The organism is Streptomyces sp. DF42, assembly GCF_058267695.1.
Window position 1 is genome coordinate 5519447 of sequence record NZ_CM177859.1, and the last position, 23039, is coordinate 5542485.

The following is a 23039-nucleotide window of genomic DNA, read 5'->3' on the forward strand; positions in this document are numbered from 1 at the left end:
TAACGACTACTCGGGCAGGTGGAGTTCCAGGTCCTTGCGCGGCGTCACGCCTTCGCGGGTGACGGCGTCCAGGAGATCGGCGACCGTTCCGCGGCCGGGCAGCCGGGCGTCGGGGTCGACGTCGTGCCAGGGGACGAGGACGAACGCGCGCTCGTGGGCGCGGGGGTGAGGGAGTGTGAGATGCGGGTCGTCGTCGACGACGTCGGCGTACGCGACGATGTCGACGTCGAGGGTGCGGGCTCCCCAGCGCTCGTCGCGTACGCGGTGGAAGGCCTCCTCGACCGCGTGGGCCCGCTCCAGGAGCGAGGACGGGGGGAGGGTGGTCTTCAGGACCACGACCGCGTTGAAGTACGCCGGCTGGCTGCCGGGCTCGACTCCCCAGGGCTCCGTCTCGTACACCGGTGAGACGGCCTTGATGCGGACGCCCGGCGTGTCCTCCAGCGCGTCGATCGCGCCCTGGAGGGTCTCCAGCCGGTTGCCGAGGTTCGCGCCGAGGGAGACCACGGCCCGTTTCGGATTGTGGAGGGTCGTGTCGGCGGCGTCCACCTGCGCCACGACGGAGGCGGGTACCGGCTGTACGGTCGGGTCGCTGTGACCCTCGGTGAAGGACGCGGTCATACTCGGCTCCGGGTGATGGTGACGGTCACGTCGTCGAAGGGGACCGTGATCGGCGCGTCCGGTTTGTGGACGCAGACCTCGATTTCCTGGACCCCGTCGTGCTTCAGACAGGCCTGGGCGATGCGCTCGGCGAGCGTCTCGATGAGATTGACGGGCTCGCCCTGGACGACGGCCACGACCTCCTCCGCCACGATGCCGTAATGCACTGTCTTCGCCAGGTCGTCGTCGGCGGCGGCCGGGCGGGTGTCCAGGCCGAGGACGAGGTCCACGATGAAGGTCTGGCCCTCCTCACGCTCCCTGGGGAACACACCGTGGTGCCCGCGGGCCTTGAGGCCGCGCAGCGCGACACGATCCACGCGAATCACTCCTGCAATCGTCGGTAACGGCCGGTGCGTACCGTGTGCGGACGGCACACCGGCCTCAAACGAATCTACCTGCGGGCACTGACAGGACCGGGCCACGGGGGCGTGGGCCTGCGCCGGGACCAGGAGGTTCATCGGGTGTTCTCCCTGGGGAACCCGGCGGCTCACGGGTTGGTAGCCGCCCCTACCCAGGGGTCCGTGATTCCAACCACTTCTTGGTCCCAGTGAGTTCCGGCCGGTCGCGCGAGCACGTCCGGCCGGCTGCCCTCACCGGCTGCCACCGGCTGCCGTCAAAGGGCGCCTACCCGCTCAGGTCGGCGTGTCGTCGTCCTCGGCCTCGTCGTTTTCGGCCATTACCGGGGAGGCGTGGTGGGACCAGAGCTTCCAGCCGGCGGGGGTGCGGCGGAACACATTGGTGGCGACCACCAGCTGGCCGACCAGCGGGCCGAGTTCGTCGCCGCCCTCGGGGGCGGGGCCGCCGCTGAGGATGTTCTCGGTGCAGTTCACCAGGGCGGTGTCGCCGGTGACGGAGACGTGCACGTCGGTGAGGAAGAACTGGATGTAGTCGGTGTTCGCCATGATCAGCGCGTACGACCGCAGGACCTCGCCGCGGCCGGTGAGCGCGGGCCAGCCGGGGTGCACGCACGAGACCACGCCGACGTCCGCCGGATCGTGGTACTCCTCGTCGACGCCCAGGTCGGACGGGGCGAGCCAGAGCGAGGACAGTTCCTCGAAGTCACCGCGCTCCATCGTCTCGTAGAAGGTGGTGTTGGCTGCTTCCACCTGCTCGACGTCGGTGTGGGGGGCGCTCACCGGGCTCCTTCTGCACCGTGTGCGCCGGGGGCGCGCTCCGTCGTCTGCGCCTCGCTCACGGGGGCGGCGCCCGGCGCGATGCCCGCGGCGCGCGCCTCTTCCACAGCGCGTGCGACCTGTACGGCGTCCGCCGTCGCGCGCACCTCGTGCACGCGTACCGCCCACGCTCCGGCGTGCGCCGCGAGTGCGGAGACGGCGGCCGTGGCGGCGTCGCGCTCGCGCGCGGGCGGCGGTGCCCCCTCCGGTCCGGCCAGCACGCGCCCGAGGAACCGCTTGCGGGAGGCGGCGACGAGCAGGGGGTGACCGAGGCCGAGCAGGCGGTCGAGATGGGCCAGCAGGACGAGGTCGTGCTCGGCGTCCTTGGAGAAGCCGAGGCCAGGGTCGACGACGATGCGGTCGGGGGCGACGCCGCCCGCCAGAACGGCCTCCACGCGTGCGTGCAGTTCGTCGACGACCTCGGTGACGACGTCGTCGTACACGCCCTTGACGTTGCCGCCCTCCAGGAAGCCGCGCCAGTGCATGACGACGAAGGGGGCGCCGGCCTCTGCCACCACCGGGATCATCGTGGGGTCCGCGAGGCCGCCGCTGACGTCGTTGACGAGGCCGGCGCCTGCGGCGAGGGCCCGTGCGGCGACGGACGCGCGCATGGTGTCGACGGAGACGGTGACGCCCTCCGAGGCGAGGCCGCGGACGACGGGGATGACGCGCTTGAGTTCCTCGGCCTCGTCGACGCGGGTGGCGCCGGGACGGGTGGACTCGCCGCCGACGTCGACCAGGTCCGCGCCCTCGGCGACCAGTTCGAGACCGTGTTTGACGGCGGCCGTCGTGTCGAAGAAGCGGCCGCCGTCGGAGAAGGAGTCGGGTGTGACGTTCACGACCCCCATGACCGCACAGCGGTCCCATTCCGGCAGGCCGGCGACGCGCCCGCGTCCGTTCTGCTTGCTCATACGTTCAGCGTAGGCCCAGGGCCCGCCCGCGAACCGCCACGGCGGGGAGTGGAAGCTCACCGCCCCGGCCGGAGCCGGAGCCCCCCGCCGCGGCCCGAGCGGAAGCCCCGGGCCCGAGGGGCGAGGCTTCCGCTCCGGCCGGCCCGTCACGGTCGGCCGGGCCGCCGGTTGTCCGGTCGCCCGCTCACGCCGCGCGTACGTCCCGCTCCGCGACGGCGTGGGTGCACGCGCGCGGGGCGGCCTTGCGACGGCGCAGGAAGCGCGGCAGCGGGAGGGCGAGGGTGACGAAGCCCTCCGCCTGCATGGCGGCGAAGCCGATGCGCGGCAGGTCGGCCGACGCGCGGTAGACGACGAAGCGCGGTTCCCAGCGGGGCTGGAACTTCGCGTTGAACTTGTACAGGGACTCGATCTGGAACCAGCGGGAGAGGAACACCAGCAGCCCGCGCCAGGCGCGCAGCACCGGGCCCGCGCCGATCTTCTCGCCACGCGCGAGTGCCGCGCGGAACATGGCGAAGTTGAGCGACACGCGCGTGATGGCGAGTTTCGGCGCCGCCTGGAGGGCCGCGACGATGAGGAGTTCGTTCATACCGGGGTCGGCCGAACGGTCGCGGCGCATCAGGTCCAGGGACACGCCGTCCTCGCCCCACGGGACGAAGTGCAGGATCGCCTTCAGGTCGCCGTACGCACCCGGTTGGTCGTCCGCCTTGTGGGCGGTGGCGATCAGGCAGTCGCCGTCGGCGCCGTCGCCGATGCGGCCGAGGGCCATCGAGAAGCCGCGCTCCGTGTCGGTGCCGCGCCAGTCCTCGGCGGCCTGCCGGATCCGCTCCAGCTCGGCCTCGCCGACGTCACGGACACGTCGTACCCGGGTTTCGTAACCGGCGCGCTCGATGCGCTTGACCATCTGCCGCACGTTGCGCATCGCGCGGCCGGCGAGGGAGAAATCCGCGACGTCCACCACCGCCTCGTCGCCCAGTTCGAGGGCGTCGAGGCCGGTCTCACGGGTCCACACCTCGCCGCCCGTCTCCGAGCAGCCCATGACGGCCGGCGTCCAGGAGTGAGCCCTGGCCTCGTCCATGAAGCGCTCGATGGCACCCGGCCAGGCCTCCACGTCGCCGATGGGGTCACCGCTGGCGAGCATCACCCCGGACACCACCCGGTACGTCACCGCCGCCTTGCCGCTGGGCGAGAAGACGACCGCCTTGTCGCGGCGCAGCGCGAAGTGGCCGAGGGAGTCGCGGCGGCCGTGCTTCACCAGCAGGGCACGCAGGCGCTCCTCGTCGTCCTCGGTCAGACGCGCGGCCGGGTGTTCGGGCCGGAAGGCGAGGTAGATCGTCGTCACGGCGGTGATCAGGCCGAGGGCGCCCAGTGAGAAGGCGACCGTCCACGAGGTGTTGCCCTGGTACTCGACCGGGCCCTCGAAGCCGAACAGGCCGTACAGGACGTGGGTAATGCGATCGGCCAGGCTCGGGTCGCCGACCATCCGGTTCGGGTGGACGCTGACGATGATCAGTCCGAGCACGAGGGAACCGGCGCCCATGAGGACGAAGTTGGCGAGCGCACGCCAGCGGCTGCGCGGATCGGGCAGCGCCGCGAACTGGTCGCGGTGGCGCAGCAGCGGCGCGAGCAGCAGCAGCGAGATGACCACTCCGATCATGGAGTGGCGATATGTGAACTGCCCCACAGCACCCGCCGGAAGCAGCGCCACCGCGGCGCGCCAGGCCCGCCGCTTGCACCGCCTGAGGCCGTGCGCGAGCAGCAGCAGCAGGATCCCCGCGCTGAGCGAGAGCGCGGCCGCGAACGGGCCGAACGAGCCGGGCAGCACCTCCGCGAGGCTGTGCATACGGCTGTGCCTGAAGCGCGGGAAGACGCCCGCGGCGATGTCCAGAACGCCTACGAGTGCGCAGGCTCTGGCGACGAGGACGGGGACCGCCTCGGGGCGCGGACCACGGAATACGCGCCGCGCGCTGTGTGTTCGGGAGGGAACCCCACCCGACATTTCCTCATCTGTCCTGACAGACATCGCATCCCGTAGTTCCGCGAGAGATCTTGGGTCCGGTCCCGATTCGGGCATCCGGCGACATTGCGCCCTCTAGGACGGTGTCTTGAGGGTAGAGGTTCCAGCCTCTTCCCAAAGCCGGTCCAAAGGCCGAGGAAAGTCCCGGACAAGCTCTCGCGAAGGAGCGGGGGGAGCCGGGTGGAAACCGCAGGCAGGAAGCAGGTCATGGGTCTTACGAGCAACAAAGTGCTGTGGCTGGCAGTCGCGTTCGCCGTGGTGCTGTTCGCGGGCACGGTGTGGCTGTGGCCGCGTCTGGCGCGGCGGAACTGGCGAGCCGTCAGCGGGCGCGTCGGCCTGCTGCTCGGCACCCAGCTGGCCCTGTTCGCCTCGGTGGGCCTCGCCGCCAACCAGGCCTTCGGGTTCTACGCCAGCTGGGCGGACCTGTTCGGCCAGGAGAAGGACCAGGGCGTGGTCGTGAACCACACGGGGCTCGGCGGTTCGGGCGGCCCCCTCGAAGTGGTCGACACGGCACGCGTGAGTGGAGTGGGCGGTTCCCGGCCACAGATCGGCGGTCAGGTCCAGAAGGTCGACATCGTCGGCCGTACGACGAAAATCGCCACTCCCGCGTACGTGTACCTGCCGCCGGAGTACTTTCAGCCGCAGTACCGCACGCGTACGTTTCCCGCGGCCGTGGTTCTGACGGGATATCCGGGAACCGCCCAGGCGCTCGTGGACAAACTGCACTACCCGCGCACCGCCCAGGAGCTCGCGAAGAGCGGCCGTATGCAGCCGATGATCCTTGTGATGCTGCGGCCGACGGTGGCGCCGCCCCGGGACACGGAATGCGTGGACGTCCCGGGCGGTCCGCAGACGGAGACGTTCTTCGCGAAGGATCTGCCCGACGCCGTACTCGCGCACTACCGGGTGGGCAGGAAACCGGGCAGCTGGGGCATCATCGGCGACTCCACGGGCGGCTACTGCGCCCTGAAGCTCGCCATGCACCACCCCGGGTCGTACGCGGCGGGGGCGGGCCTGTCGCCGTACTACAAGGCGCCGGTCGACCCCACCACGGGCGATCTCTTCCGCGGCGACAAGGCGCTGCGCAATCGCGCCGACCTGTGGTGGTGCATCAAGCATCTGCCGGCGCCCGACACTTCGCTGCTCGTCACCAGCAGCAGGATCGGGGAATCCAACTACAAGTCGACCCTGAAGTTCATAGAGCGTGTGCAGGCCACCAAGCTGACAAGGATCTCGTCGATCATCCTCGAAAGCGGCGGGCACAACTTCAACACCTGGCGGCGGGAGATTCCGGCGACGCTGCAGTGGATCAGCGGGCGGCTGAGCGACCGGTGACGGGGGTTACGGCCGATGATGATCTTGCTGAATTCGGGGAGGGACAATTCCTGATGCGCCGTGAACGTTTCGGGATGGCTGTGTTTTTGCGGGGCGGGGCACCAAGGTTCGCCTACTCGCGGTAAGTTTCTGGCCATGCCACGTGGACGTCACCGCCATTCCCCGCCCTTGCACAGGCTGCTGCCACCGTCGGCGATCGCAGGCGTCTCCTTCGTCTGTGCCTTCGGCCCCTGGGTGTTCACACAGCACGCCGTGCTCCGCGTCATCGCCGCGCTCGCCGCGGCGACGGCGGTCGTGGGCGCGGCCGTCATGCGCCGCTGGGACACCCAGGCCGGCAAACAGGTCGCCGACCTTACGCGCGCGCGTGCGAGCGACGAGTGGCGGCACGAGGAGCGGGTCGCCGAACTGGAGACCGACCTCGAGGAGTCGCGCGAACTGCGCGCCAAGCTCGAGCAGCGGCTGCGGGCCAAGCGCACGGAGCTGGCGGGACTGCGCAACGAACACGCGGCGCTGCTGCGGCGGTACGCCACCGCGGAGACCGAGCGCGCGAGTGCCCTGGAGGGCCGCCGTCTGCTCGAGATAGAGGCCGGGGTGCCTCAGCCACGCGCGCTGCCGCCCGTGCCGGTGGACGACGCCCTCGCGGAGGCGGAACTCGCGGAGGAGACCGAGGCTGTGGCTGCCTCGGTCGACACCGGCGCCGACGCCATCGAGGCCGTGGACGGCTCGGACGACGCGGACGGCACGACGCAGGCCGACGAGACGCCGGAGGATCCCGCGGTCTTCTCTCCGCAGGGTTCCCAGCTGTTCCTGCGGGCGAAGGCGGCACTCAAGCGGTTCGACGAGGGCGGTGAGGGTTCCCCGGAGGACGGCTCCGAGGCGGACGCCCCGGCCACTGACAACTCCCTGGAAGGCGCCTTGCTGGAGGAAGCTTTCCCCGAGGGCGTTGCTTCGGACGACGTTGCTCCGGAGGACGGGTCGCCGGCGGACGCGCTGTCGGAGGCCGAGCTGTCGGAGGACGGCTCCCCGAAGAGCCAGGACGCCGCGAAGGACGACTCTTCGCCCGACGACGACGGCTCCCCGAAGGGCGACGGTCCCACCAAGGGTCACGCCTCCCGTAAGCGCGAGCCGGTGCAGGCGAAGGCCGGTTCCGCCACGACGGAGGCGGCCACGGCGACCGGGACGGCGCCCGGCGCCACCGGTGCCGCCGCCGACGCAGGCACGGAGGCCGCGACGCAGGAGGACGAGGCGCAGGGGCAGCCCGAGGCGGTCGACGGGCATGAGCGCGCGGCCGCCACCACTTCGGCAGGGCACGCCCCGTCCGGCCGGCCCGTGCGCCGGCCCGCCGGTCACTTCGTCGAGCCGACCGCGGTGGCCGTGGTGCCGGCCGCGCCCGTGCGACGCCCGTCGGTCGAGGGCGGGTTCGACTTCTTCGGTACGAAGGCGGAGCAGACCGGGGACGCCCTGGAGGCCGTGCAGAACGAGGACCTCGCCGATGTGGTCGGCCAGGAGGCGCTCGCCCTGCACAAGGCCGAGGCCGAGTCGGAGTTCAGGCCGGCCGACGAGAAAGCGCGCGCGGTGGGCCAGGTGATCGACCTGACGGCCCACGACGAGACCGAGCAGATCGACCTGCAGGGACTGCGCAGCGCGGCTTCCTGACGTCTACGACGCCATCCAGCGGTCGGGGCGCGCGTCCCTGCGTCCCGTCCGTGACCTCTCGGCCTGCGCCCGCAGCAACTCCGCCGCCTCCTGAGTGCCCCGCAGCCGAGCTGTCACGGTCTTGTTGGCCCCCGTGTCCACATGCACGTCGGCAAGCCGCCACAGTCGCCGCCAGGGTCCCTGAGTGAGCCGTACGCTCTGCACCTTCGCGTGCGGGACGAGCGCCAGGCTCCGTCGCAGCAGTCCGTGGCGGGTGGCGAACACCGTGTCGGTGACGGCGAGGCCGTACCCCCGCCACCACACCGGTACGCAGCGTCCGGCCCGGCGAGGGGGCCGTGACAGCTCCTTTGCCGACGGCACGGTCACACCGGGCAGCACGCGCGCGACGACCGACTCTGCGACCGCCCGCGGAGCGACCGGCACCAGCACGGAGTTGGACGATCCGGCCACATCCAGCTCCACCCGTACCCATCCGCGCCGCCGCCACAGCAACGGCTCCACGATCCGCACGGTCTGCACCCGGCCGGGCGGCACCGTCTCGTGCGTACGGTCGAGCAGCCCGTGGTCGATGCGCAGCCCGTCCGGCGACTCGCCCACCGTCCAGTCGTACTCGCCGACGAACCGCCCCACGCTGCTCGCGCCCGCCGCGCCCAGCAGCGGCAGGGCCGTCGCGAGGACGGTCCACACACTGTGGGTGGCCAGCCACAGGAGGGGCGGTACGACGAGGGCGGCGACCAGGGAGCCCCAGGTGGCGCCCGTCAGCACGACGGAGATCGCGAGGTCGAACGGGGGAGTGCGCAGCAGCTCGCGCGCGGGTGCCTCGCCGACCTCGTGCGCCGTCTCGGGTGCGAAACCGGCCGCCTGAGCGAGGAGCTCCGCGCGCAGGGCACGCGCCTCGCGCTCTCCCAGGAAGGCGAGTTCGTCCTTCTTGTCGGCGCCTATGACGTCGAGTTTCAGTTTGGCGACGCCCGCCACGCGCGCGAGGAGCGGCTGGGTGACGTCGACGGCCTGGATGCGTTCCAGCCGGATGTGCGCGGTGCGCCGGAACAACAGGCCGGTACGGATGCGCAGTTCGCCGTCGGCCACCGCGAAGTGCGTGAACCACCAGGTGAGGAAACCGTAGAGGGCGGCGGCCGGGACGAGGACGGCGAGTGCGATCAGCAGGGTGGTGGTCGTCAGCCGCGTCAGCTGGTGCTGCGCCTGGTCGGGGTCGTGCACCGCCCACCCGATGACAACGGCAACCGGCGCCCACGCCCGCCTCAGGGGCGTCACGGGGTGCAGCCGCCGTTCGGTGACGGGTTCCTTCGCGCGTACGGCGTCGTCGACGCCCGGCGCGGTCACAGGCCCGCCGATCGGGCCTCGCCGAGTTCGCTGAGCCGGTCGCGCAGCCGCTCCGCCTCGGCCGGGTCGAGGCCCGGGATGGTCGCGTCGGTCGCGGCGGCCGCGGTGTGCAGCTGCACGCTGGCCAGCCCGAAGTGTCGCTCGACCGGCCCGGAGGTCACCTCGACCAGCTGCATCCGCCCGTACGGCACGACGGTCTCCTCGCGCCACAGCACGCCCCGGCTGATCAGGAGGTCGTCGGCGCGCTCGGCGTACCGCCACGAGCGCCAGTTGCGGCCGAGCAGCACCCAGCCCCAGGCGATCAGCGCGAGCGGCAGCAGCGCGAAGGCGGCCCAGACGGCTCCCGCGAGCAGTCCGAGCAGCAGCCCCAGGGCGAGGGCCAGTAGCCCCAGCCACACCACCAGCAGCAGCCGGCGCATCCGCAGCAGTCCGGGCGGCAGCCCGATCCACTCCGGCTGCACCGATTCGTCCCCCGTCGTCCCCGTGTTCAGCGGGCTCCCCGTCTCCATGACGCCAGAGTACGTAGGAGAGACTGTGTCCATGACTCCCACGACGGAGACCACGGTCGGTATCGGCGGCGCCGCGGAGAGCACCGACATGGTGCTCAACATCGGACCGCAGCATCCGTCCACGCACGGCGTACTGCGGCTGCGACTGGTGCTGGACGGCGAGCGCATCATGCACGCGGAGCCGGTGATCGGGTACATGCACCGCGGCGCCGAGAAGCTCTTCGAGGCGCGCGACTACCGCCAGATCATCATGCTCGCCAACCGCCACGACTGGCTGTCGGCCTTCTCGAACGAGCTGGGTGTGGTCCTCGCCGTGGAGCGCATGCTCGGCATGGAGGTCCCCACGCGCGCGGTGTGGACGCGCACGCTGCTGGCGGAGCTCAACCGGGTGCTCAACCATCTGATGTTCCTGGGCTCGTACCCGCTGGAACTCGGCGGCATCACGCCGGTCTTCTACGCGTTCCGGGAGCGTGAGGTCCTCCAGAACGTCATGGAGGAGGTCTCCGGCGGCCGTATGCACTACATGTTCAACCGCGTCGGCGGCCTGAAGGAGGACCTGCCGGCGGGCTGGGCCGCGCGTGCGCGTGGCGCCGTCGCCGCCGTGCGCTCGCGCATGGACGTCTACGACGACCTGGTGCTCGGCAACGAGATCTTCCGGGGGCGCACCCGGGGCGTCGGCGCGCTCGCGCCGGAGGCCGTGCACGCGTACGGCGTGAGCGGCCCGATCGCGCGCGCCTCGGGCGTCGACTTCGACCTGCGGCGCGACGAGCCGTACCTCGCGTACGGCGAGCTGCAGGACACCCTGAAGGTCGTCACCCGGCGGGAGGGCGACTGCCTCGCCCGCTTCGAGGTGCTCCTGGAGCAGACCCACGTCGCCCTCGACCTCGCCGACGCCTGTCTCGACCGGCTCGCCGACCTGCCGCCCGGGCCGATCAACCAGCGGCTCCCCAAGGTCCTGAAGGCGCCCGAGGGCCACACCTACGCCTGGACCGAGAACCCCCTCGGCATCAACGGCTACTACCTCGTCAGCAAGGGCGAGAAGACCCCGTACCGGCTGAAGCTGCGCTCGGCCTCGTACAACAACATCCAGGCGCTCGTGGAACTGCTGCCGGGGACCCTGGTCGCGGACATGGTGGCGATCCTGGGATCGCTGTTCTTCGTGGTCGGGGACATCGACAAGTAGTCGGCAAGCAACCGACAAGCAGCCGATGAGCAGAAGCAGCCGGCACATAGCCGACGAGTAGAAGTGGCCGACAAGTAGCCGTCAGGCCCGCTCACCGAGCCCCGACCGTTGTGGGTGGCCGAGTGGACGGTCCAGTGGGTCCGGAATTCCAACCGGCTGGAGAAGCCACCCGAAGTCGCCCAGCCCGCCCGTCGCGGTGAGCTCGGCTGCCTCGCCGGCGCCCGCGAGGGCGCGTACGTAGGCCAAGGGGTCGGTCGAGGCGAGCGTGAGCGGGGGGCGTGCGCCGGAGAGGCCCAGGGCGCGCAGCGCTTCACCTTGCGGGAGCAGGCGCGCGTCGGGGAGCGCACATGCGTCCAGTGCCACGTGCGCCGTGATGTCGCACGAGCCGTCCGGCACGGGGTCCGTCCCGCGCCCCGCGCGAAAGCCGGTGAGCGTTCCGAACGGGGGGCGCGCTTCCAGGGTGTGCGCGTAGTCGACGGCGACCGCGAGCCCACGGTCGAGCGAGGAGACCGCGGCCGCCCAGGCCTCGTCCCGGGGGAGACCGATCTCGGCCCGCAGCCCCTTCTCGGCCGGCAGCGGCCACCACCGGGCGAGCCACTGCGCTTCCGCGCCCGCCTCCGTATCCGCAGCCGTATCCGTGCCGCCGACGCGATCCCCGAGCCGCTCGGTCCCGTCCTCGCGTACGAGCACCCGCCGCGGCGCACCCTCGGAGTCCACTTCGACGACGTCCACCGGGACATTGTCCAGCCACTCGTTGGCGAACAGCAGCCCCGTGACGCCCCGCGGCGGTTCGGTGAGCCACTCGATCCGGTCGTCGAGGCCCTGAGGGCGGTCGGCGATCTCGACGGCGTACGCACGCGTGCGTGCCGCCACTTCTGTGGGCAGCGCGGCCAGCACGCCGCCGGCCAGTTCGCCTCGCCCCGCGGCCATGTCGACGAAGGCGAGCGAGGCGGGCCGGTCCAGGGCCGTGTCGACCCGGCACAACAGCCGGGCCACCGCCTCGGCGAAGAGCGGCGACGCATGCACGGACGTACGGAAGTGCCCGGCCGGGCCCTCGGGCCTGCGATAGAAGCCGCCCGGCCCGTACAGGGCGGCCTCGGCCGCCGCCCGCCAACCCTGCCACCGGCCCGATGTCTCTCCCGTCACAGGCCCAGGCTAGGCGCTCAGGAGAATGGGGCCTCCACCTTGGGGAGTAGGCGCACCGGGTGCGGATCGGTCCTCCGGTTGACCCATGCACGCATCACGCTTCCCTACGCTGGGTTACGTGCAGCGCCTCTATGACTTCCTCCGCAGGCACCCGACAGGGGTCGACAGCTTCTGGGCCGTCTTCCTGTTCGGGATCTCGCTGGTGGGCGAGGTCGCCCGCCGGGAGGCCCGGGGCACGGACTCCCCGGCCGTGATCGTTCCGATCGTGCTCCTGCTCTGCCTGGTGATCGCGCTGCGCCGCCGCATGCCGGAGAAGATGCTGCTGCTGACGATCGGGCTCGGCGTGGCGCAGGTGGCACTGGACGTCGCGACGACGGCCGCGGACTTCGCCATGCTGGTGATCGTCTACACGGTGGCCGCGACGGGAGCCCGCTGGGCCTCGTGGCTCGCGCTCGCCGTGGGCCTGTGCGCGGCCCCCATGGCTCAACTGCGTTGGCCGAACGAGCACTCCAGCGGCCTGGGCAACCTCGCGACTACGGTCTTCATGACCGTGCCCTTCGCGCTCGCCTGGGTGCTCGGCGACTCGATCCGCACCCGGCGTGCCTACTTCGCGCAGCTGGAGGAGCGCGCCGCCCGGCTGGAGAAGGAGCGCGAGGCGCAGGCCAAGGTCGCGGTCGCGGCCGAACGCGCCCGCATCGCGCGCGAGTTGCACGACGTGGTCGCGCACAACGTGTCGGTGATGGTGGTGCAGGCGGACGGCGCCGCCTACGTCCTGGACGCCGCTCCCGACCAGGCGAAGAAGGCCCTGGAGACCATTTCCTCCACCGGCCGCCAGGCCCTCGCCGAGATGCGCCGCCTGCTGGGCGTGCTGCGCACCGGCGAGCACAAGGAGGTCGGCGAGTACGTCCCGCAGCCCGACGTCGAGCAGATCGACGACCTGGTCGAGCAGTGCCGCACCTCCGGTCTGCCCGTCGACTTCAAGGTCGAGGGCACCCCGCGCCCGCTGCCCAGCGGCGTCGAGCTGACCGCGTACCGCATCGTGCAGGAGGCGCTCACCAACACGCGCAAGCACGGCGGGCCCAACACGGGCGCGAGCGTGCGCCTGGTCTACTTCGACGACGGTCTCGGCCTGCTCGTCGAGGACGACGGCAAGGGCGCCCCGCACGAGCTGTACGAGGAGGGCGGCGCCGACGGGCAGGGCCACGGCCTGATCGGCATGCGCGAACGGGTCGGTATGGTCGGCGGCACCCTGGACGCCGGCCCGCGCCCCGGCGGCGGATTCCGCATCAGTGCGCTGCTGCCGCTGAAACCCGCACACTGACGTTGCGTACGTCCCGTGTTGACACCTGTAACGACCCTGCCCCGCACAGCCGGAAGAGAACGGAAGAGGCCCCGATGGCGATCCGCGTGATGCTCGTCGACGACCAGGTGCTGCTGCGCACCGGGTTCCGGATGGTGCTTGCCGCACAGCCGGACATGGAGGTCGTCGCGGAGGCGGGGGACGGCGTCGAGGCCCTTCAGGTGCTGCGCTCGACGGCCGTCGACGTCGTCCTGATGGACGTGCGCATGCCAAAGCTGGACGGCGTGGAGACCACCCGGCGCATCTGCTCGGAGCCCGAGCCGCCGAAGGTGCTGATCCTGACCACCTTCGACCTCGACGAGTACGCCTTCTCGGGACTGAAAGCGGGCGCCTCCGGCTTCATGCTCAAGGACGTGCCGCCGGGCGAGCTCCTCGCCGCCATCCGTGCCGTACACAGCGGTGACGCGGTGGTGGCGCCCTCGACCACGCGCCGGCTCCTCGACCGGTTCGCGCCGATGCTGCCGAGCGGCGGCCAGGAGCCCCGGCACAAGGAGCTGGAGCGGCTCACCGAGCGCGAGCGCGAGGTCATGATCCTGGTCGCGCAGGGCCTGTCGAACGGGGAGATCGCGGCCCGGCTCGTGCTGTCCGAGGCGACGGTGAAGACCCATGTCGGCCGCATCCTCACCAAGCTGGGGCTGCGCGACCGGGTGCAGGTGGTGGTCCTGGCGTACGAGACCGGGCTGGTGCGCGCGGGCGGGCACGGCTGATCCGCGGGGACGTCGGTCGCGCGTAACCGCCGCCCACTAGGGTCTGCGCATGCTCCTGTGGATCAACGGCCCCTTCGGGGGCGGCAAGACACAGACCGCGCACGAGATCCAGCGGCGGTTGCCCGGCAGCGTCGTCTGCGACCCCGAGCACGCCGGGTTCGGCCTGCGCCGGATGCTGCCGCCCGAACTGCGCGGCAACTTCCAGGACCTGGCCTCCTGGCGGCAGGGCGTCGTCGAGGTGCTCGACCTCGCCCTCACCCGCCATGACGGGGTCGTGATCGCGCCCATGACGGTCACGGACTCCGGCTACTTCGGGGAGACCGTGGGCAGGCTGCACGAACTCGGCCACGACGTACGCCACTTCACCCTCCTCGCGCAGCGCGACACCGTCATCGAGCGGCTGCGCGAGCGCGGCTTCGGGCACCTCCTCCAGTACGTCACCGGGAAGAACTCCGGCCTGGGCAGGGAGACCTGGGCCGTGCAGCAGCTCGACCACTGCCTGGAACGGCTGCAGGAGCCGGAGTTCGCCGAGCACCTGTGGACGGACGACACGACCGTGCCGAAGACGGCGGACCGCATCGCCGTGCTCGCGGGGCTGCGGCTGCGGCCGAACAACGAGGGCGCACTGCGGACGCGGCTCCGGCAGGTGCGCGTGGGGATCAGGCACATCCGCTTCGACTGACGGGCTTTTCGAGGGCGTGCTCCGGCGGACCTGCTCCGGCGGAGGATCCCTTCCAGGAAGTCGCTGCCCAGCCGGGCCGCCACCGTGACGTCCAGCTGGTCAGGACGTACCGTCCGCGGCGGCGGGTGGTGATCAGGCCTGCCATCTTCAGGACGCCGAGATGACGGGAACACGTCCCGGGAACACGTCCCGAGAAGGCGATCGGCCATGAGCAGGCCGCAGCACCTCCTCGACACCTACCGTGCCCGGCAGCTCGGCGAGCCCGTCCCCGCCGCGCGCGGGTCCCATGACCGGCAGGTCGTGCGGGAGCGGTGCGAGTACCGGCAGTTCCGCGCGGTCGTCGCCGGGCGTTCGGCCCACGGACGGATACGTGCGGCGCGGGGCCGGTGGCTGCGTCTGCGGCGGCGCTCTACCGGCCGACCGCCCCCGTCGCACCGCCTGCTCCCGCCTTGCCGGCCTCCTCGGTGAGGCGGGACACGAATTCCGCGACCGCCGCCTTCACGTCGTCGGGCGTCCACTGCAGGGCCGCGGCGCGGACGTTCACCTCGGTGAGGGCAACTCCCGGGCCCTTCTCGTCCCAGGCATCGGCGAACAGGAGCGTCTTCGTCTCCTCGCCCTGCCGGATCGCGGCCTCCGAGAGGACGTCGACGTCGTACGGGAGCCAGACCTGGAACTCGTTGGTGTGCGGCACCTCGGGATGGACGCGCGTCCACGGGACCCCCGCCGCCGCGAACCCCTCGCGCAGCGCGCCGGCCACCACGCGCGCGTGGGCGACGTACTCGGGCAGCCGGGGCAGCTCCCGCTCCAGGCCGGCGAGGGCCGACAGGACCGTCGGGAACTGCTGGAAGAGCCGGCCCCCGTACCGGTGGCGCCAGACCTTCGCCTCGTCGATCAGCGTCTTCGGACCGGCGAGCACGGCGCCGCCATAGCCGCCCAGGGACTTGTAGAACGACACGTACACGCTGTCCGCCAGGCCCGCGATCTCGTCCAGGGGGTGGCCGAAGTGGACGGTGGACTCCCACAGGCGCGCGCCGTCGAAGTGCACCACCGCGTCGCGGTCGTGCGCCGCGTCCACGACCTCGGTGAGCTCCTCCCAGGAGGGCAGTAGGAAACCGGCGTCCCTGAGCGGCAGTTCGAGCATCAGCGTCCCGAAGGGCTCCTCGAAGTCGCGTACCTCGTCCGCGGTGGGGAGCCGTGGCTCGCTCGTCACGCGGACCGGGCGCAGGCCGCTGACCTGGCTGAGCGCGTTCCGCTCGTGCACCTCGGGGTGGGCCAGTGCGTGCAGGGCGACCGTGGGGCTGCCGGTGCGGCCCGCCCAGCAGCGCAGAGCCACCTGCTGGGCCATCGTGCCCGTCGGGAAGAACGCGGCGGCCTCCAGGCCGAGCAGCCCGGCGACCTTCGTCTCCAAGGCCTCGACCACGCCGTCGCCGTAGATGTCCGACAACTCGTCGAGGTCGTACACGTCGTCCAGCCCGTCGAGGAGCGTCAGGCGCTCCCGGAGCGTGTTCAGGAAGCCGGGGCGCCCGAACACGCGCTCCGCGTTCCGGTGCGCGCTGATACGCCTCTCCCGGCGCCGCTCGAGTCGCTCTTCCTCGGACAACTGCTCGACCTGCTCCGGCGCATCACTCATGGCCCGGATCATGCCTGGCACCGGTCCGCGCGGGCACCCGGATTTCCACAGGTTTTCCCCTCCGTCGCCGACGTGTGGAAACCCACAGCCTGTGGACAACCGGACGCCGCTCGAACCTATCGCGTTAACATGACGAGAAATCGTCCGGTACCCGGAGCGGACTGGAACGGGAAGGCCGCCGTCGCGTGACTACAAGCCAACAGCCAGACCCCAGGGACCGTCCCGCACGGCTCACCGTCGGCGTGGTCGGCGCCGGCCGGGTCGGCCCCGCACTCGCCGCCTCCCTCCAACTCGCCGGGCACCGCCCCGTGGCCGTCTCCGGAGTCTCCGACGCCTCCCGCAAGCGTGCCGCGCAGATGCTCCCCGACGTGCCGCTCGTGGCGCCCGCCGAGGTCCTGCGACGCGCCGACCTGGTCCTGCTGACCGTCCCCGACGACACACTGCCCGGGCTGGTCGAGGGCCTCGCGGAGACCGGGGCCGTCCGGCCGGGGCAGCTGCTCGTGCACACCTCCGGGCGCTACGGCGCGAAGGTCCTGGACCCCGCACTGCGCGCGGGCGGGCTCCCGCTGGCCCTGCACCCCGCGATGACCTTCACGGGCACGCCCGTGGACGTCCAGCGCCTGGCGGGCTGCTCGTTCGGCGTCACCGCCCGCGAGGAGCTGCGGCTGGCCGCCGAGGCCCTCGTCATCGAGATGGGCGGCGAACCGGAGTGGATCGCCGAGGAGATGCGCCCGCTGTACCACGCGGCGCTCGCGCTGGGCGCGAACCACCTGGTGACACTGGTCGCCCAGTCCATGGAGCTGCTGCGCGAGGCGGGCGTCGCGGCCCCTGACCGGATGCTCGGCCCGCTGCTCGGCGCCGCCCTCGACAACGCCCTGCGCTCGGGCGACGCGGCCCTGACCGGCCCCGTCGCACGCGGGGACGCCGGCACGGTCGCCGCACACGTCGCCGAGCTGCGCAGGCACGCCCCGCAGACCGTCGCCGGCTACCTGGCGATGGCGCGGGCCACCGCCGACCGGGCGCTCGCCCACGGGCTGCTGAAGCCGGAGCTCGCCGAGGACCTCCTCGGAGTGCTCGCCGACGGGACCGGCGGGACCGGCAGGACCGACGGGACCGAGGGAGACGCCCGATGACCACCACCCTCCTGAGCACCGCCGACCAACTGCACGCACGCACGCGTACCGGCCGCCGCGCCGTGGTGATGACCATGGGCGCCCTGCACGAGGGCCACGCCACCCTCGTCCGCACCGCGCGCGAGATCGCAGGGAGCGACGGCGAGGTTGTCGTCACCGTCTTCGTGAACCCTCTCCAGTTCGGCGCGGGCGAGGACCTCGACCGCTATCCGCGCATCCTGGACGCCGACGTCAAGCTGGCCGAACTGTCCGGCGCGGACGTCGTGTTCGCCCCTTCCGTGGACGAGGTCTACCCGGACGGCGAGCCCCAGGTCCGCATCAGCGCGGGCCCCATGGGGGAGCGCCTGGAGGGCACCTCCCGCCCCGGCCACTTCGACGGCATGCTCACCGTCGTCGCCAAGCTGCTGCACCTCACCCGTCCCGACGTCGCCCTGTACGGCCAGAAGGACGCCCAGCAGCTCGCCCTGATCCGCCGCATGGTGCGGGACCTGAACTTCGGCATCGAGATCGTCGGCGTACCCACCGTGCGCGAGGACGACGGCCTCGCGCTTTCCAGCCGCAACCGCTACCTCTCGCCGGAGCAGCGGCGCACCGCGCTCAGCCTGTCCCGCGCGCTGTTCGCGGGCAGCGACCGGCACGCCGCCCAGGAGGCGCTGCGCGCCCGAGCGCGCGAAGTGCCCGCCACACACGCGCGTGCCGAGGCGCTCAGCGCCATAGGCGAGTCCCGCGCGGCCGCCGACGCGCACGCCGTCGCCAAGGCGCTCCCGGGCGCCCCGTCGGCCGTCCGCGCGGCCGCCCGGCTGGTCCTCGACGACGCCGCGCGGCTCTCCCCGCCGCTCGAACTGGACTACCTGGCCCTCGTCGACCCGTCCGACTTCACCGAGATCGAGGACGACTTCGACGGCGAGGCCGTCCTCGCCATCGCCGCCCGGGTCGGCACGACCCGGCTGATCGACAACATCCCACTCGTTTTCGGAACCTTCGGAGCCGCCTCGTGACCAGCACAGGCATACGACTGCACGCGCCCGCGCCCGGGTGGTCCATCGCCGCGGACGTCGTGGTCGTCGGCTCGGGCGTCGCCGGACTCACCGCGGCCCTGCGCTGCGAGGCAGCCGGTCTGCGCACCGTCGTCGTCACCAAGGCCCGCCTCGACGACGGCTCCACCCGCTGGGCCCAGGGCGGCATCGCCGCGGCCCTCGGCGAGGGCGACACCCCGCAACAGCACCAGGACGACACCCTGGTGGCCGGTGCGGGCCTGTGCGACGAGGAGGCCGTACGGATCCTCGTCACGGAGGGCCCGGACGCCGTGCGGCGGCTCATCGCCACCGGCGCGCACTTCGACGAGTCCGAAGAGGGCGACCTGCAGCTCACCCGCGAGGGCGGCCACCACCGCCGGCGCATCGCGCACGCCGGCGGCGACGCGACCGGCGCGGAGATCTCCCGGGCCCTGGTCGAGGCGGCACGCGCGCGGGGTGTGCGCACGATCGAGAACGCGCTCGTGCTGGACCTCCTGACGGACGCCGACGGCCGCACCGCGGGCGTGAGCCTGCACGTCATGGGCGAGGGCCAGCACGACGGGGTGGGCGCCGTGCACGCCCCATCGGTGGTCCTCGCGACCGGCGGCATGGGCCAGGTGTACTCCGCGACCACCAACCCCTCGGTGTCCACCGGCGACGGAGTGGCGCTCGCCCTGCGCGCGGGCGCGGAGGTCTCCGACCTCGAGTTCGTGCAGTTCCACCCGACCGTGCTGTTCCTCGGTCCGGACGCGGAGGGCCAGCAGCCCCTGGTCTCGGAGGCCGTACGCGGCGAGGGCGCCCACCTGGTCGACGCCGACGGGGTGCGCTTCATGGTCGGGCAGCACGAGCTGGCCGAGCTGGCTCCCCGGGACATCGTCGCCAAGGGCATCATGCGCCGGATGCAGGAGCGGGACGCCGAGCACATGTTCCTCGACGCCCGGCACTTCGGCGCCGACATGTGGGAGCACCGCTTCCCGACGATCCTCGCCGCGTGCCGCGCCCACGGCATCGACCCGGTCACCGAGCCCATCCCGATCGCCCCGGCCGCCCACTACGCCTCCGGCGGCGTCCGCGCCGACTCCCGGGGCCGTACGACCGTCCCGGGCCTGTACGCCTGCGGAGAGGTCGCCTGCACCGGCGTGCACGGAGCGAACCGGCTCGCCTCCAACTCCCTCCTGGAGGGCCTCGTCTACGCCGAGCGCATCGCCGCCGACATCGCGGCGACGTACGCGGACAACGGCCTCCACGCGCGCGTGCCCGAGCCGGTCGAGTTCCCCGAGGTGCCCGCGCACCCGCTGCTCGCCCCCGAGGACCGGTTCGCGGTCCAGCGCATCATGACCGACGGCGCGGGCGTCCTGCGCTCCGCCGACTCCCTCGACAAGGCCGCAGGACAGCTCCAGCAGCTGCACACCGAAGCCCGCGACGCCCTGGCCGAGAACGGCAAGACGTCCGAGCCCGGCGTCGACACCTGGGAGGCCACCAACCTCCTGTGCGTGGCCCGTGTCCTGGTCGCCGCCGCCCGGCTGCGCGAAGAGACGCGCGGCTGCCACTGGCGCGAGGACCGTGCCGATCGCGACGACACGGCATGGCGACGCCACATCGTCGTACGGCTCAATCCGGACCGCACGCTCGCCGTACACACCACCGATACCGCAGACTTCCCCCCGACCCGGCAGCCCCAGCCTGCGCACCGTCCCCAGGAGCAGTGACAGAAGTGAGCACCCCCGACCTCCCCCTCGCGCCGAACGGCGGCTGCGGCGACGGCTGCGCCTGTGGCGCCGACAGCGCCGACAGCGCGGCGGAATATCTGGAGTGCGGGCTCGATCCCGCGCTCGCGCAGCTGCTGGCCGACGCCGGACTCGACCCCGTTGAGGTCGAGGACATCGCCAACGTCGCCATCCAGGAGGACCTCGACCACGGCCTGGACGTGACGACCGTCGCGACCATCCCCGAAGAGGCCGTCGCCACCGCCGACTTCACCGCGCGTGAAGCGGGCGTCGTGGCGGGCCTCAGGGTCGCCGAGGCGGTGATCTCGGTGGTCTGCACGGACGAGTTCGAGGTCGAGCGGCACGTGGAGGACGGCGACCGGGTGGAGGCCGGGCAGAAGCTCCTGTCGGTCACCACGCGCACGCGTGACCTGCTCACCGCCGAGCGCAGCGCGCTCAACCTCCTGTGCCGGCTGTCCGGCATCGCGACCGCCACCCGGGCGTGGGCCGACGCCCTGGAAAGCACGAGGACGAAGGTCCGCGACACCCGCAAGACGACTCCGGGGCTCAGGTCCCTGGAGAAGTTCGCCGTACGGTGCGGCGGCGGTGTCAACCACCGGATGTCGCTCTCGGACGCGGCACTCGTCAAGGACAACCACGTCGTCGCCGCGGGCGGCGTCGCACAGGCCTTCAAGGCCGTACGGGAGGCCTTCCCGGAGGTGCCGATCGAGGTCGAGGTCGACACCCTGCACCAGCTGCGCGAGGTCGTCGACGCCGGCGCCGACCTGATCCTGCTGGACAACTTCACGCCCGGCGAGTGCGAGGAGGCGGTGGCCCTGGTGCACGGCCGCGCCGCCCTGGAGGCGTCGGGCCGGCTCACCCTGGCGAACGCGAGGACGTACGCCGACACCGGCGTGGACTACCTCGCCGTGGGCGCCCTGACCCACTCCTCGCCGATCCTCGACATCGGTCTCGACCTGCGAGCGGCGGAGTAGGTACCGGCCATGCTGCTGACGATCGACGTAGGGAACACGCACACCGTCCTGGGCCTGTTCGACGGGGACGACATCGTCGAGCACTGGCGCATCTCCACGGACGCGCGCCGCACGGCGGACGAGCTGGCGGTGCTGCTGCAGGGCCTGATGGGCATGCACCCGCTGCTCGGCGACGAGCTGGGTGACGGCATCGACGGGATCGCGATCTGCGCGACCGTGCCGTCCGTGCTGCACGAGCTGCGTGAGGTGACCCGCCGGTACTACGGCGACGTGCCCGCGGTGCTGGTGGAGCCGGGCGTGAAGACGGGCGTGCCGATCCTCACCGACAACCCCAAGGAGGTCGGCGCCGACCGCATCATCAACGCGGTGGCGGCGGTCGAGCTGTACGGGGGGCCGGCGATCGTCGTGGACTTCGGTACGGCGACGACGTTCGACGCGGTCTCCGCGCGCGGGGAGTACGTCGGCGGGGTCATCGCACCGGGCATCGAGATCTCCGTCGAGGCACTGGGCGTGCGCGGTGCGCAGCTGCGGAAGATCGAGGTGGCGCGGCCGCGGAGCGTGATCGGGAAGAACACCGTCGAGGCGATGCAGTCCGGCATCATCTACGGGTTCGCCGGACAGGTCGACGGGGTCGTGGGCCGCATGGCGCGGGAACTGGCCGCCGATCCGGACGAGGTGACGGTGATCGCGACCGGCGGACTGGCGCCGATGGTCCTCGGGGAGTCGTCGGTGATCGACGAGCACGAGCCCTGGCTGACCCTGGTCGGGCTGCGGCTCGTGTACGAGCGGAACGTGTCGCGCATGTGAGAGGGGCCCCGTGGCGCAACCGGGTGGCTCGGTCGCGCCACACCCGCCCCCTTTGTTGAAATATGTCGAATTTGTCTGATTAGCGCGTATCGTCGGCGCATGCCCACGCCATACGGATCCCGCGGCGGCATGGCGTTCGGCGCGGAGGAGCTGCGTGTGCTCCGCCGCGCTCTCGCCCTCGCCCTCCAGCCCGGCCCCACTCCCGCCGGCGACGTCCAGGACTGCCTCCGCCTGGCCGAGTCCCTCGACGAGGCGATGCGTGAGGGTGCCCGACTGCGCGCCTTCCTGGTGGCCGACCTCGCGCGCTACCGCGCCGCCCTGCCCGGCACCACCGCCGGCTACCTCGTCCTCCTGGAGGAGGCGCTGGCGGCCGGGTACCGCCCGGAACCCGACGACCTCGCCGCCCTGCGCGCCCTGCGCGGCAACCCGGCCGCCTCCGTCCTCCTCGGCCGCTGCCGGATGCTCGCGGAGCAGGACCTCCGCGCCCGTCTCGCGCGCGGAACGGCCCGCACGGCCCTCCCGACCGTCCCCGCCGCCCGCAGCGGCCTCACGGCCCTTCCCGGCGGCCTGAGCGGCATCGTGGCGGACCCCGCCGAGGGTGCGGAGCGGGATCCCGCCAGGAAGCCCGAGAAGAGGCCCGCCCAGAAGCCCGCTGCTCCCAAGCCGGCGCCCGCCCCGGCCGCCCCGAAACCTGGCCGCCCCATCCCGACCCCGGGCGAGGTCTTCCCCCGCCGCAAACCGGCCCCGCCGTCCGGCTCCAACCCGCCCCGTCACCTCGCCGCGGGCTGAGACGCCCGAACCGCCCGGAACCTCACCAACCCCGCCCCGTCCGCCCCCGCGGCCCGTGGCTACCCTGGACGCATGGACTACGTCTCCGCGCTTGTGCCCCCGATCGTCATGGCCGTGTTCTTCATCGGCGTGATCCGGGTGATCGTGAAGACCCAGGGCGGGGCCAACAAGGCCAAGGAGGACGCGGCCGTCGACGCCGTCCTCGCGCGCACCGAGGGCGCCCGGGCGCCCTCCCCGAAGACCGACGGCTGACCTCTCCCGCGGCGCCCCACCGGCGTACGACTCCCGCG

Annotated in this window: 22 protein-coding genes and 1 pseudogene; 13 read left to right on the top strand and 10 right to left on the bottom strand. The window is 72.3% G+C overall.

Features of this window, described 5'->3' with window-relative positions:
* Positions 1-6: 6 nt before the first annotated feature.
* The 5 genes from folK to ACYUED_RS25265 all read right to left on the bottom strand — a co-directional run bounded on the left by folK (position 7) and on the right by ACYUED_RS25265 (position 4736).
* The gene (folK, locus tag ACYUED_RS25245; protein WP_491285281.1) at positions 7-618 is read right to left on the bottom strand and encodes a 2-amino-4-hydroxy-6-hydroxymethyldihydropteridine diphosphokinase; all 612 of its coding nucleotides are present in this window, start codon (positions 616-618) and stop codon (positions 7-9) included.
* Positions 615-974 (bottom strand): dihydroneopterin aldolase, encoded by a 360-nt coding sequence (gene folB / locus ACYUED_RS25250; protein WP_266518968.1) that lies wholly within the window; start codon positions 972-974, stop codon positions 615-617. Before folB ends, folK begins: the two co-directional genes overlap by 4 nt.
* A gap of 315 nt (positions 975-1289) precedes the next feature.
* Positions 1290-1793 carry a nuclear transport factor 2 family protein gene (locus tag ACYUED_RS25255; protein ID WP_491285283.1) on the bottom strand — a complete coding sequence of 168 codons (504 nt, stop codon included), beginning with the start codon at positions 1791-1793 and terminating at the stop codon, positions 1290-1292.
* The gene (gene folP / locus ACYUED_RS25260) at positions 1790-2740 is read right to left on the bottom strand and encodes a dihydropteroate synthase (protein ID WP_491285284.1); all 951 of its coding nucleotides are present in this window, start codon (positions 2738-2740) and stop codon (positions 1790-1792) included. Before folP ends, ACYUED_RS25255 begins: the two co-directional genes overlap by 4 nt.
* A 184-nt stretch (positions 2741-2924) precedes the next feature.
* Entirely contained in the window at positions 2925-4736 is a 1812-nt protein-coding gene (locus ACYUED_RS25265; RefSeq protein ID WP_491285286.1) for a phosphatidylglycerol lysyltransferase domain-containing protein, read from the bottom strand.
* Between the two features lie 225 nt (positions 4737-4961).
* Between ACYUED_RS25265 and ACYUED_RS25270 the strand changes: the two genes are divergently transcribed.
* The gene (locus ACYUED_RS25270) at positions 4962-6089 is read left to right on the top strand and encodes an alpha/beta hydrolase (protein ID WP_491285288.1); all 1128 of its coding nucleotides are present in this window, start codon (positions 4962-4964) and stop codon (positions 6087-6089) included.
* Between the two features lie 135 nt (positions 6090-6224).
* Positions 6225-7745 carry a hypothetical protein gene (locus ACYUED_RS25275; protein ID WP_491285290.1) on the top strand — a complete coding sequence of 507 codons (1521 nt, stop codon included), beginning with the start codon at positions 6225-6227 and terminating at the stop codon, positions 7743-7745.
* 3 nt (positions 7746-7748) lie between these two features.
* Here the strand turns inward: ACYUED_RS25275 and ACYUED_RS25280 are convergent, their stop codons facing one another.
* Positions 7749-9086, bottom strand: a complete 1338-nt coding sequence (locus ACYUED_RS25280; protein ID WP_491285292.1) for a PH domain-containing protein — start codon at positions 9084-9086, stop codon at positions 7749-7751.
* Positions 9083-9595 carry a PH domain-containing protein gene (locus tag ACYUED_RS25285; protein ID WP_491285294.1) on the bottom strand — a complete coding sequence of 171 codons (513 nt, stop codon included), beginning with the start codon at positions 9593-9595 and terminating at the stop codon, positions 9083-9085. Before ACYUED_RS25285 ends, ACYUED_RS25280 begins: the two co-directional genes overlap by 4 nt.
* Positions 9596-9626: 31 nt before the next feature.
* Here ACYUED_RS25285 and ACYUED_RS25290 point away from each other — a divergent pair, with 31 nt between their 5' ends.
* Entirely contained in the window at positions 9627-10778 is a 1152-nt protein-coding gene (locus ACYUED_RS25290) for an NADH-quinone oxidoreductase subunit D (RefSeq protein ID WP_491285296.1), read from the top strand.
* An 81-nt stretch (positions 10779-10859) separates the two neighbouring features.
* Here the strand turns inward: ACYUED_RS25290 and ACYUED_RS25295 are convergent, their stop codons facing one another.
* Positions 10860-11924, bottom strand: coding sequence for an SAM-dependent methyltransferase (locus ACYUED_RS25295; RefSeq protein ID WP_491285297.1), 1065 nt, complete (start codon positions 11922-11924; stop codon positions 10860-10862).
* Between the two features lie 118 nt (positions 11925-12042).
* Here ACYUED_RS25295 and ACYUED_RS25300 point away from each other — a divergent pair, with 118 nt between their 5' ends.
* The 3 genes from ACYUED_RS25300 (at position 12043) to ACYUED_RS25310 (ending at position 14673) form a co-directional block, all read left to right on the top strand.
* Positions 12043-13245, top strand: coding sequence for a sensor histidine kinase (locus tag ACYUED_RS25300; protein WP_491285299.1), 1203 nt, complete (start codon positions 12043-12045; stop codon positions 13243-13245).
* 74 nt (positions 13246-13319) lie between these two features.
* Entirely contained in the window at positions 13320-13991 is a 672-nt protein-coding gene (locus ACYUED_RS25305; protein ID WP_491285301.1) for a response regulator, read from the top strand.
* Positions 13992-14040: 49 nt separating this feature from the next.
* On the top strand, positions 14041-14673 hold the full coding sequence (locus ACYUED_RS25310; protein ID WP_491285302.1) for an AAA family ATPase: 633 nt from the start codon (positions 14041-14043) through the stop codon (positions 14671-14673).
* Positions 14674-14711: 38 nt separating this feature from the next.
* On the opposite strand, the pseudogene ACYUED_RS25315 reads toward ACYUED_RS25310, so the two are convergent.
* Both ACYUED_RS25315 and ACYUED_RS25320 read right to left on the bottom strand, forming a co-directional pair.
* A pseudogene (locus ACYUED_RS25315) lies at positions 14712-14842 on the bottom strand (transcriptional regulator); the annotation flags it as partial.
* 240 nt (positions 14843-15082) lie between these two features.
* The gene (locus tag ACYUED_RS25320) at positions 15083-16303 is read right to left on the bottom strand and encodes a threonine aldolase family protein (RefSeq protein WP_491285303.1); all 1221 of its coding nucleotides are present in this window, start codon (positions 16301-16303) and stop codon (positions 15083-15085) included.
* 185 nt (positions 16304-16488) lie between these two features.
* Here ACYUED_RS25320 and ACYUED_RS25325 point away from each other — a divergent pair, with 185 nt between their 5' ends.
* The 7 genes from ACYUED_RS25325 (at position 16489) to ACYUED_RS25355 (ending at position 23001) form a co-directional block, all read left to right on the top strand.
* Positions 16489-17436 carry a Rossmann-like and DUF2520 domain-containing protein gene (locus ACYUED_RS25325; protein WP_491285305.1) on the top strand — a complete coding sequence of 316 codons (948 nt, stop codon included), beginning with the start codon at positions 16489-16491 and terminating at the stop codon, positions 17434-17436.
* Positions 17433-18434, top strand: coding sequence for a pantoate--beta-alanine ligase (panC, locus tag ACYUED_RS25330; protein ID WP_491285307.1), 1002 nt, complete (start codon positions 17433-17435; stop codon positions 18432-18434). Before ACYUED_RS25325 ends, panC begins: the two co-directional genes overlap by 4 nt.
* The gene (locus tag ACYUED_RS25335) at positions 18431-20161 is read left to right on the top strand and encodes an L-aspartate oxidase (RefSeq protein WP_491285309.1); all 1731 of its coding nucleotides are present in this window, start codon (positions 18431-18433) and stop codon (positions 20159-20161) included. The genes panC and ACYUED_RS25335 overlap by 4 nt, the downstream gene beginning before the upstream one ends.
* Positions 20162-20166: 5 nt before the next feature.
* Complete coding sequence (nadC, locus tag ACYUED_RS25340; RefSeq protein WP_491285311.1) at positions 20167-21153, top strand: carboxylating nicotinate-nucleotide diphosphorylase; 987 nt, start codon at positions 20167-20169, stop codon at positions 21151-21153.
* Positions 21154-21162: 9 nt separating this feature from the next.
* Positions 21163-21960, top strand: coding sequence for a type III pantothenate kinase (locus ACYUED_RS25345; RefSeq protein ID WP_266519009.1), 798 nt, complete (start codon positions 21163-21165; stop codon positions 21958-21960).
* Between the two features lie 129 nt (positions 21961-22089).
* Positions 22090-22749, top strand: coding sequence for a hypothetical protein (locus tag ACYUED_RS25350; protein WP_491294429.1), 660 nt, complete (start codon positions 22090-22092; stop codon positions 22747-22749).
* A 72-nt stretch (positions 22750-22821) separates the two neighbouring features.
* Entirely contained in the window at positions 22822-23001 is a 180-nt protein-coding gene (locus tag ACYUED_RS25355) for a hypothetical protein (protein ID WP_491285315.1), read from the top strand.
* The last annotated feature ends 38 nt before the right edge of the window (positions 23002-23039 follow it).

What these genes read in the sequence shown, in the direction of transcription:
- folK (WP_491285281.1), bottom strand. Translation starts at nt 618, where the DNA reads ATGACCGCGTCCTTCACCGAGGGTCACAGCGACCCGACCGTACAGCCG.
- folP (WP_491285284.1), bottom strand. Translation starts at nt 2,740, where the DNA reads ATGAGCAAGCAGAACGGACGCGGGCGCGTCGCCGGCCTGCCGGAATGG.
- ACYUED_RS25265 (WP_491285286.1), bottom strand. Translation starts at nt 4,736, where the DNA reads ATGTCGGGTGGGGTTCCCTCCCGAACACACAGCGCGCGGCGCGTATTC.
- ACYUED_RS25270 (WP_491285288.1), top strand. Translation starts at nt 4,962, where the DNA reads ATGGGTCTTACGAGCAACAAAGTGCTGTGGCTGGCAGTCGCGTTCGCC.
- ACYUED_RS25275 (WP_491285290.1), top strand. Translation starts at nt 6,225, where the DNA reads ATGCCACGTGGACGTCACCGCCATTCCCCGCCCTTGCACAGGCTGCTG.
- ACYUED_RS25285 (WP_491285294.1), bottom strand. Translation starts at nt 9,595, where the DNA reads ATGGAGACGGGGAGCCCGCTGAACACGGGGACGACGGGGGACGAATCG.
- ACYUED_RS25290 (WP_491285296.1), top strand. Translation starts at nt 9,627, where the DNA reads ATGACTCCCACGACGGAGACCACGGTCGGTATCGGCGGCGCCGCGGAG.
- ACYUED_RS25305 (WP_491285301.1), top strand. Translation starts at nt 13,320, where the DNA reads ATGGCGATCCGCGTGATGCTCGTCGACGACCAGGTGCTGCTGCGCACC.
- ACYUED_RS25310 (WP_491285302.1), top strand. Translation starts at nt 14,041, where the DNA reads ATGCTCCTGTGGATCAACGGCCCCTTCGGGGGCGGCAAGACACAGACC.
- ACYUED_RS25320 (WP_491285303.1), bottom strand. Translation starts at nt 16,303, where the DNA reads ATGAGTGATGCGCCGGAGCAGGTCGAGCAGTTGTCCGAGGAAGAGCGA.
- panC (WP_491285307.1), top strand. Translation starts at nt 17,433, where the DNA reads ATGACCACCACCCTCCTGAGCACCGCCGACCAACTGCACGCACGCACG.
- ACYUED_RS25345 (WP_266519009.1), top strand. Translation starts at nt 21,163, where the DNA reads ATGCTGCTGACGATCGACGTAGGGAACACGCACACCGTCCTGGGCCTG.
- ACYUED_RS25350 (WP_491294429.1), top strand. Translation starts at nt 22,090, where the DNA reads ATGGCGTTCGGCGCGGAGGAGCTGCGTGTGCTCCGCCGCGCTCTCGCC.
- ACYUED_RS25355 (WP_491285315.1), top strand. Translation starts at nt 22,822, where the DNA reads ATGGACTACGTCTCCGCGCTTGTGCCCCCGATCGTCATGGCCGTGTTC.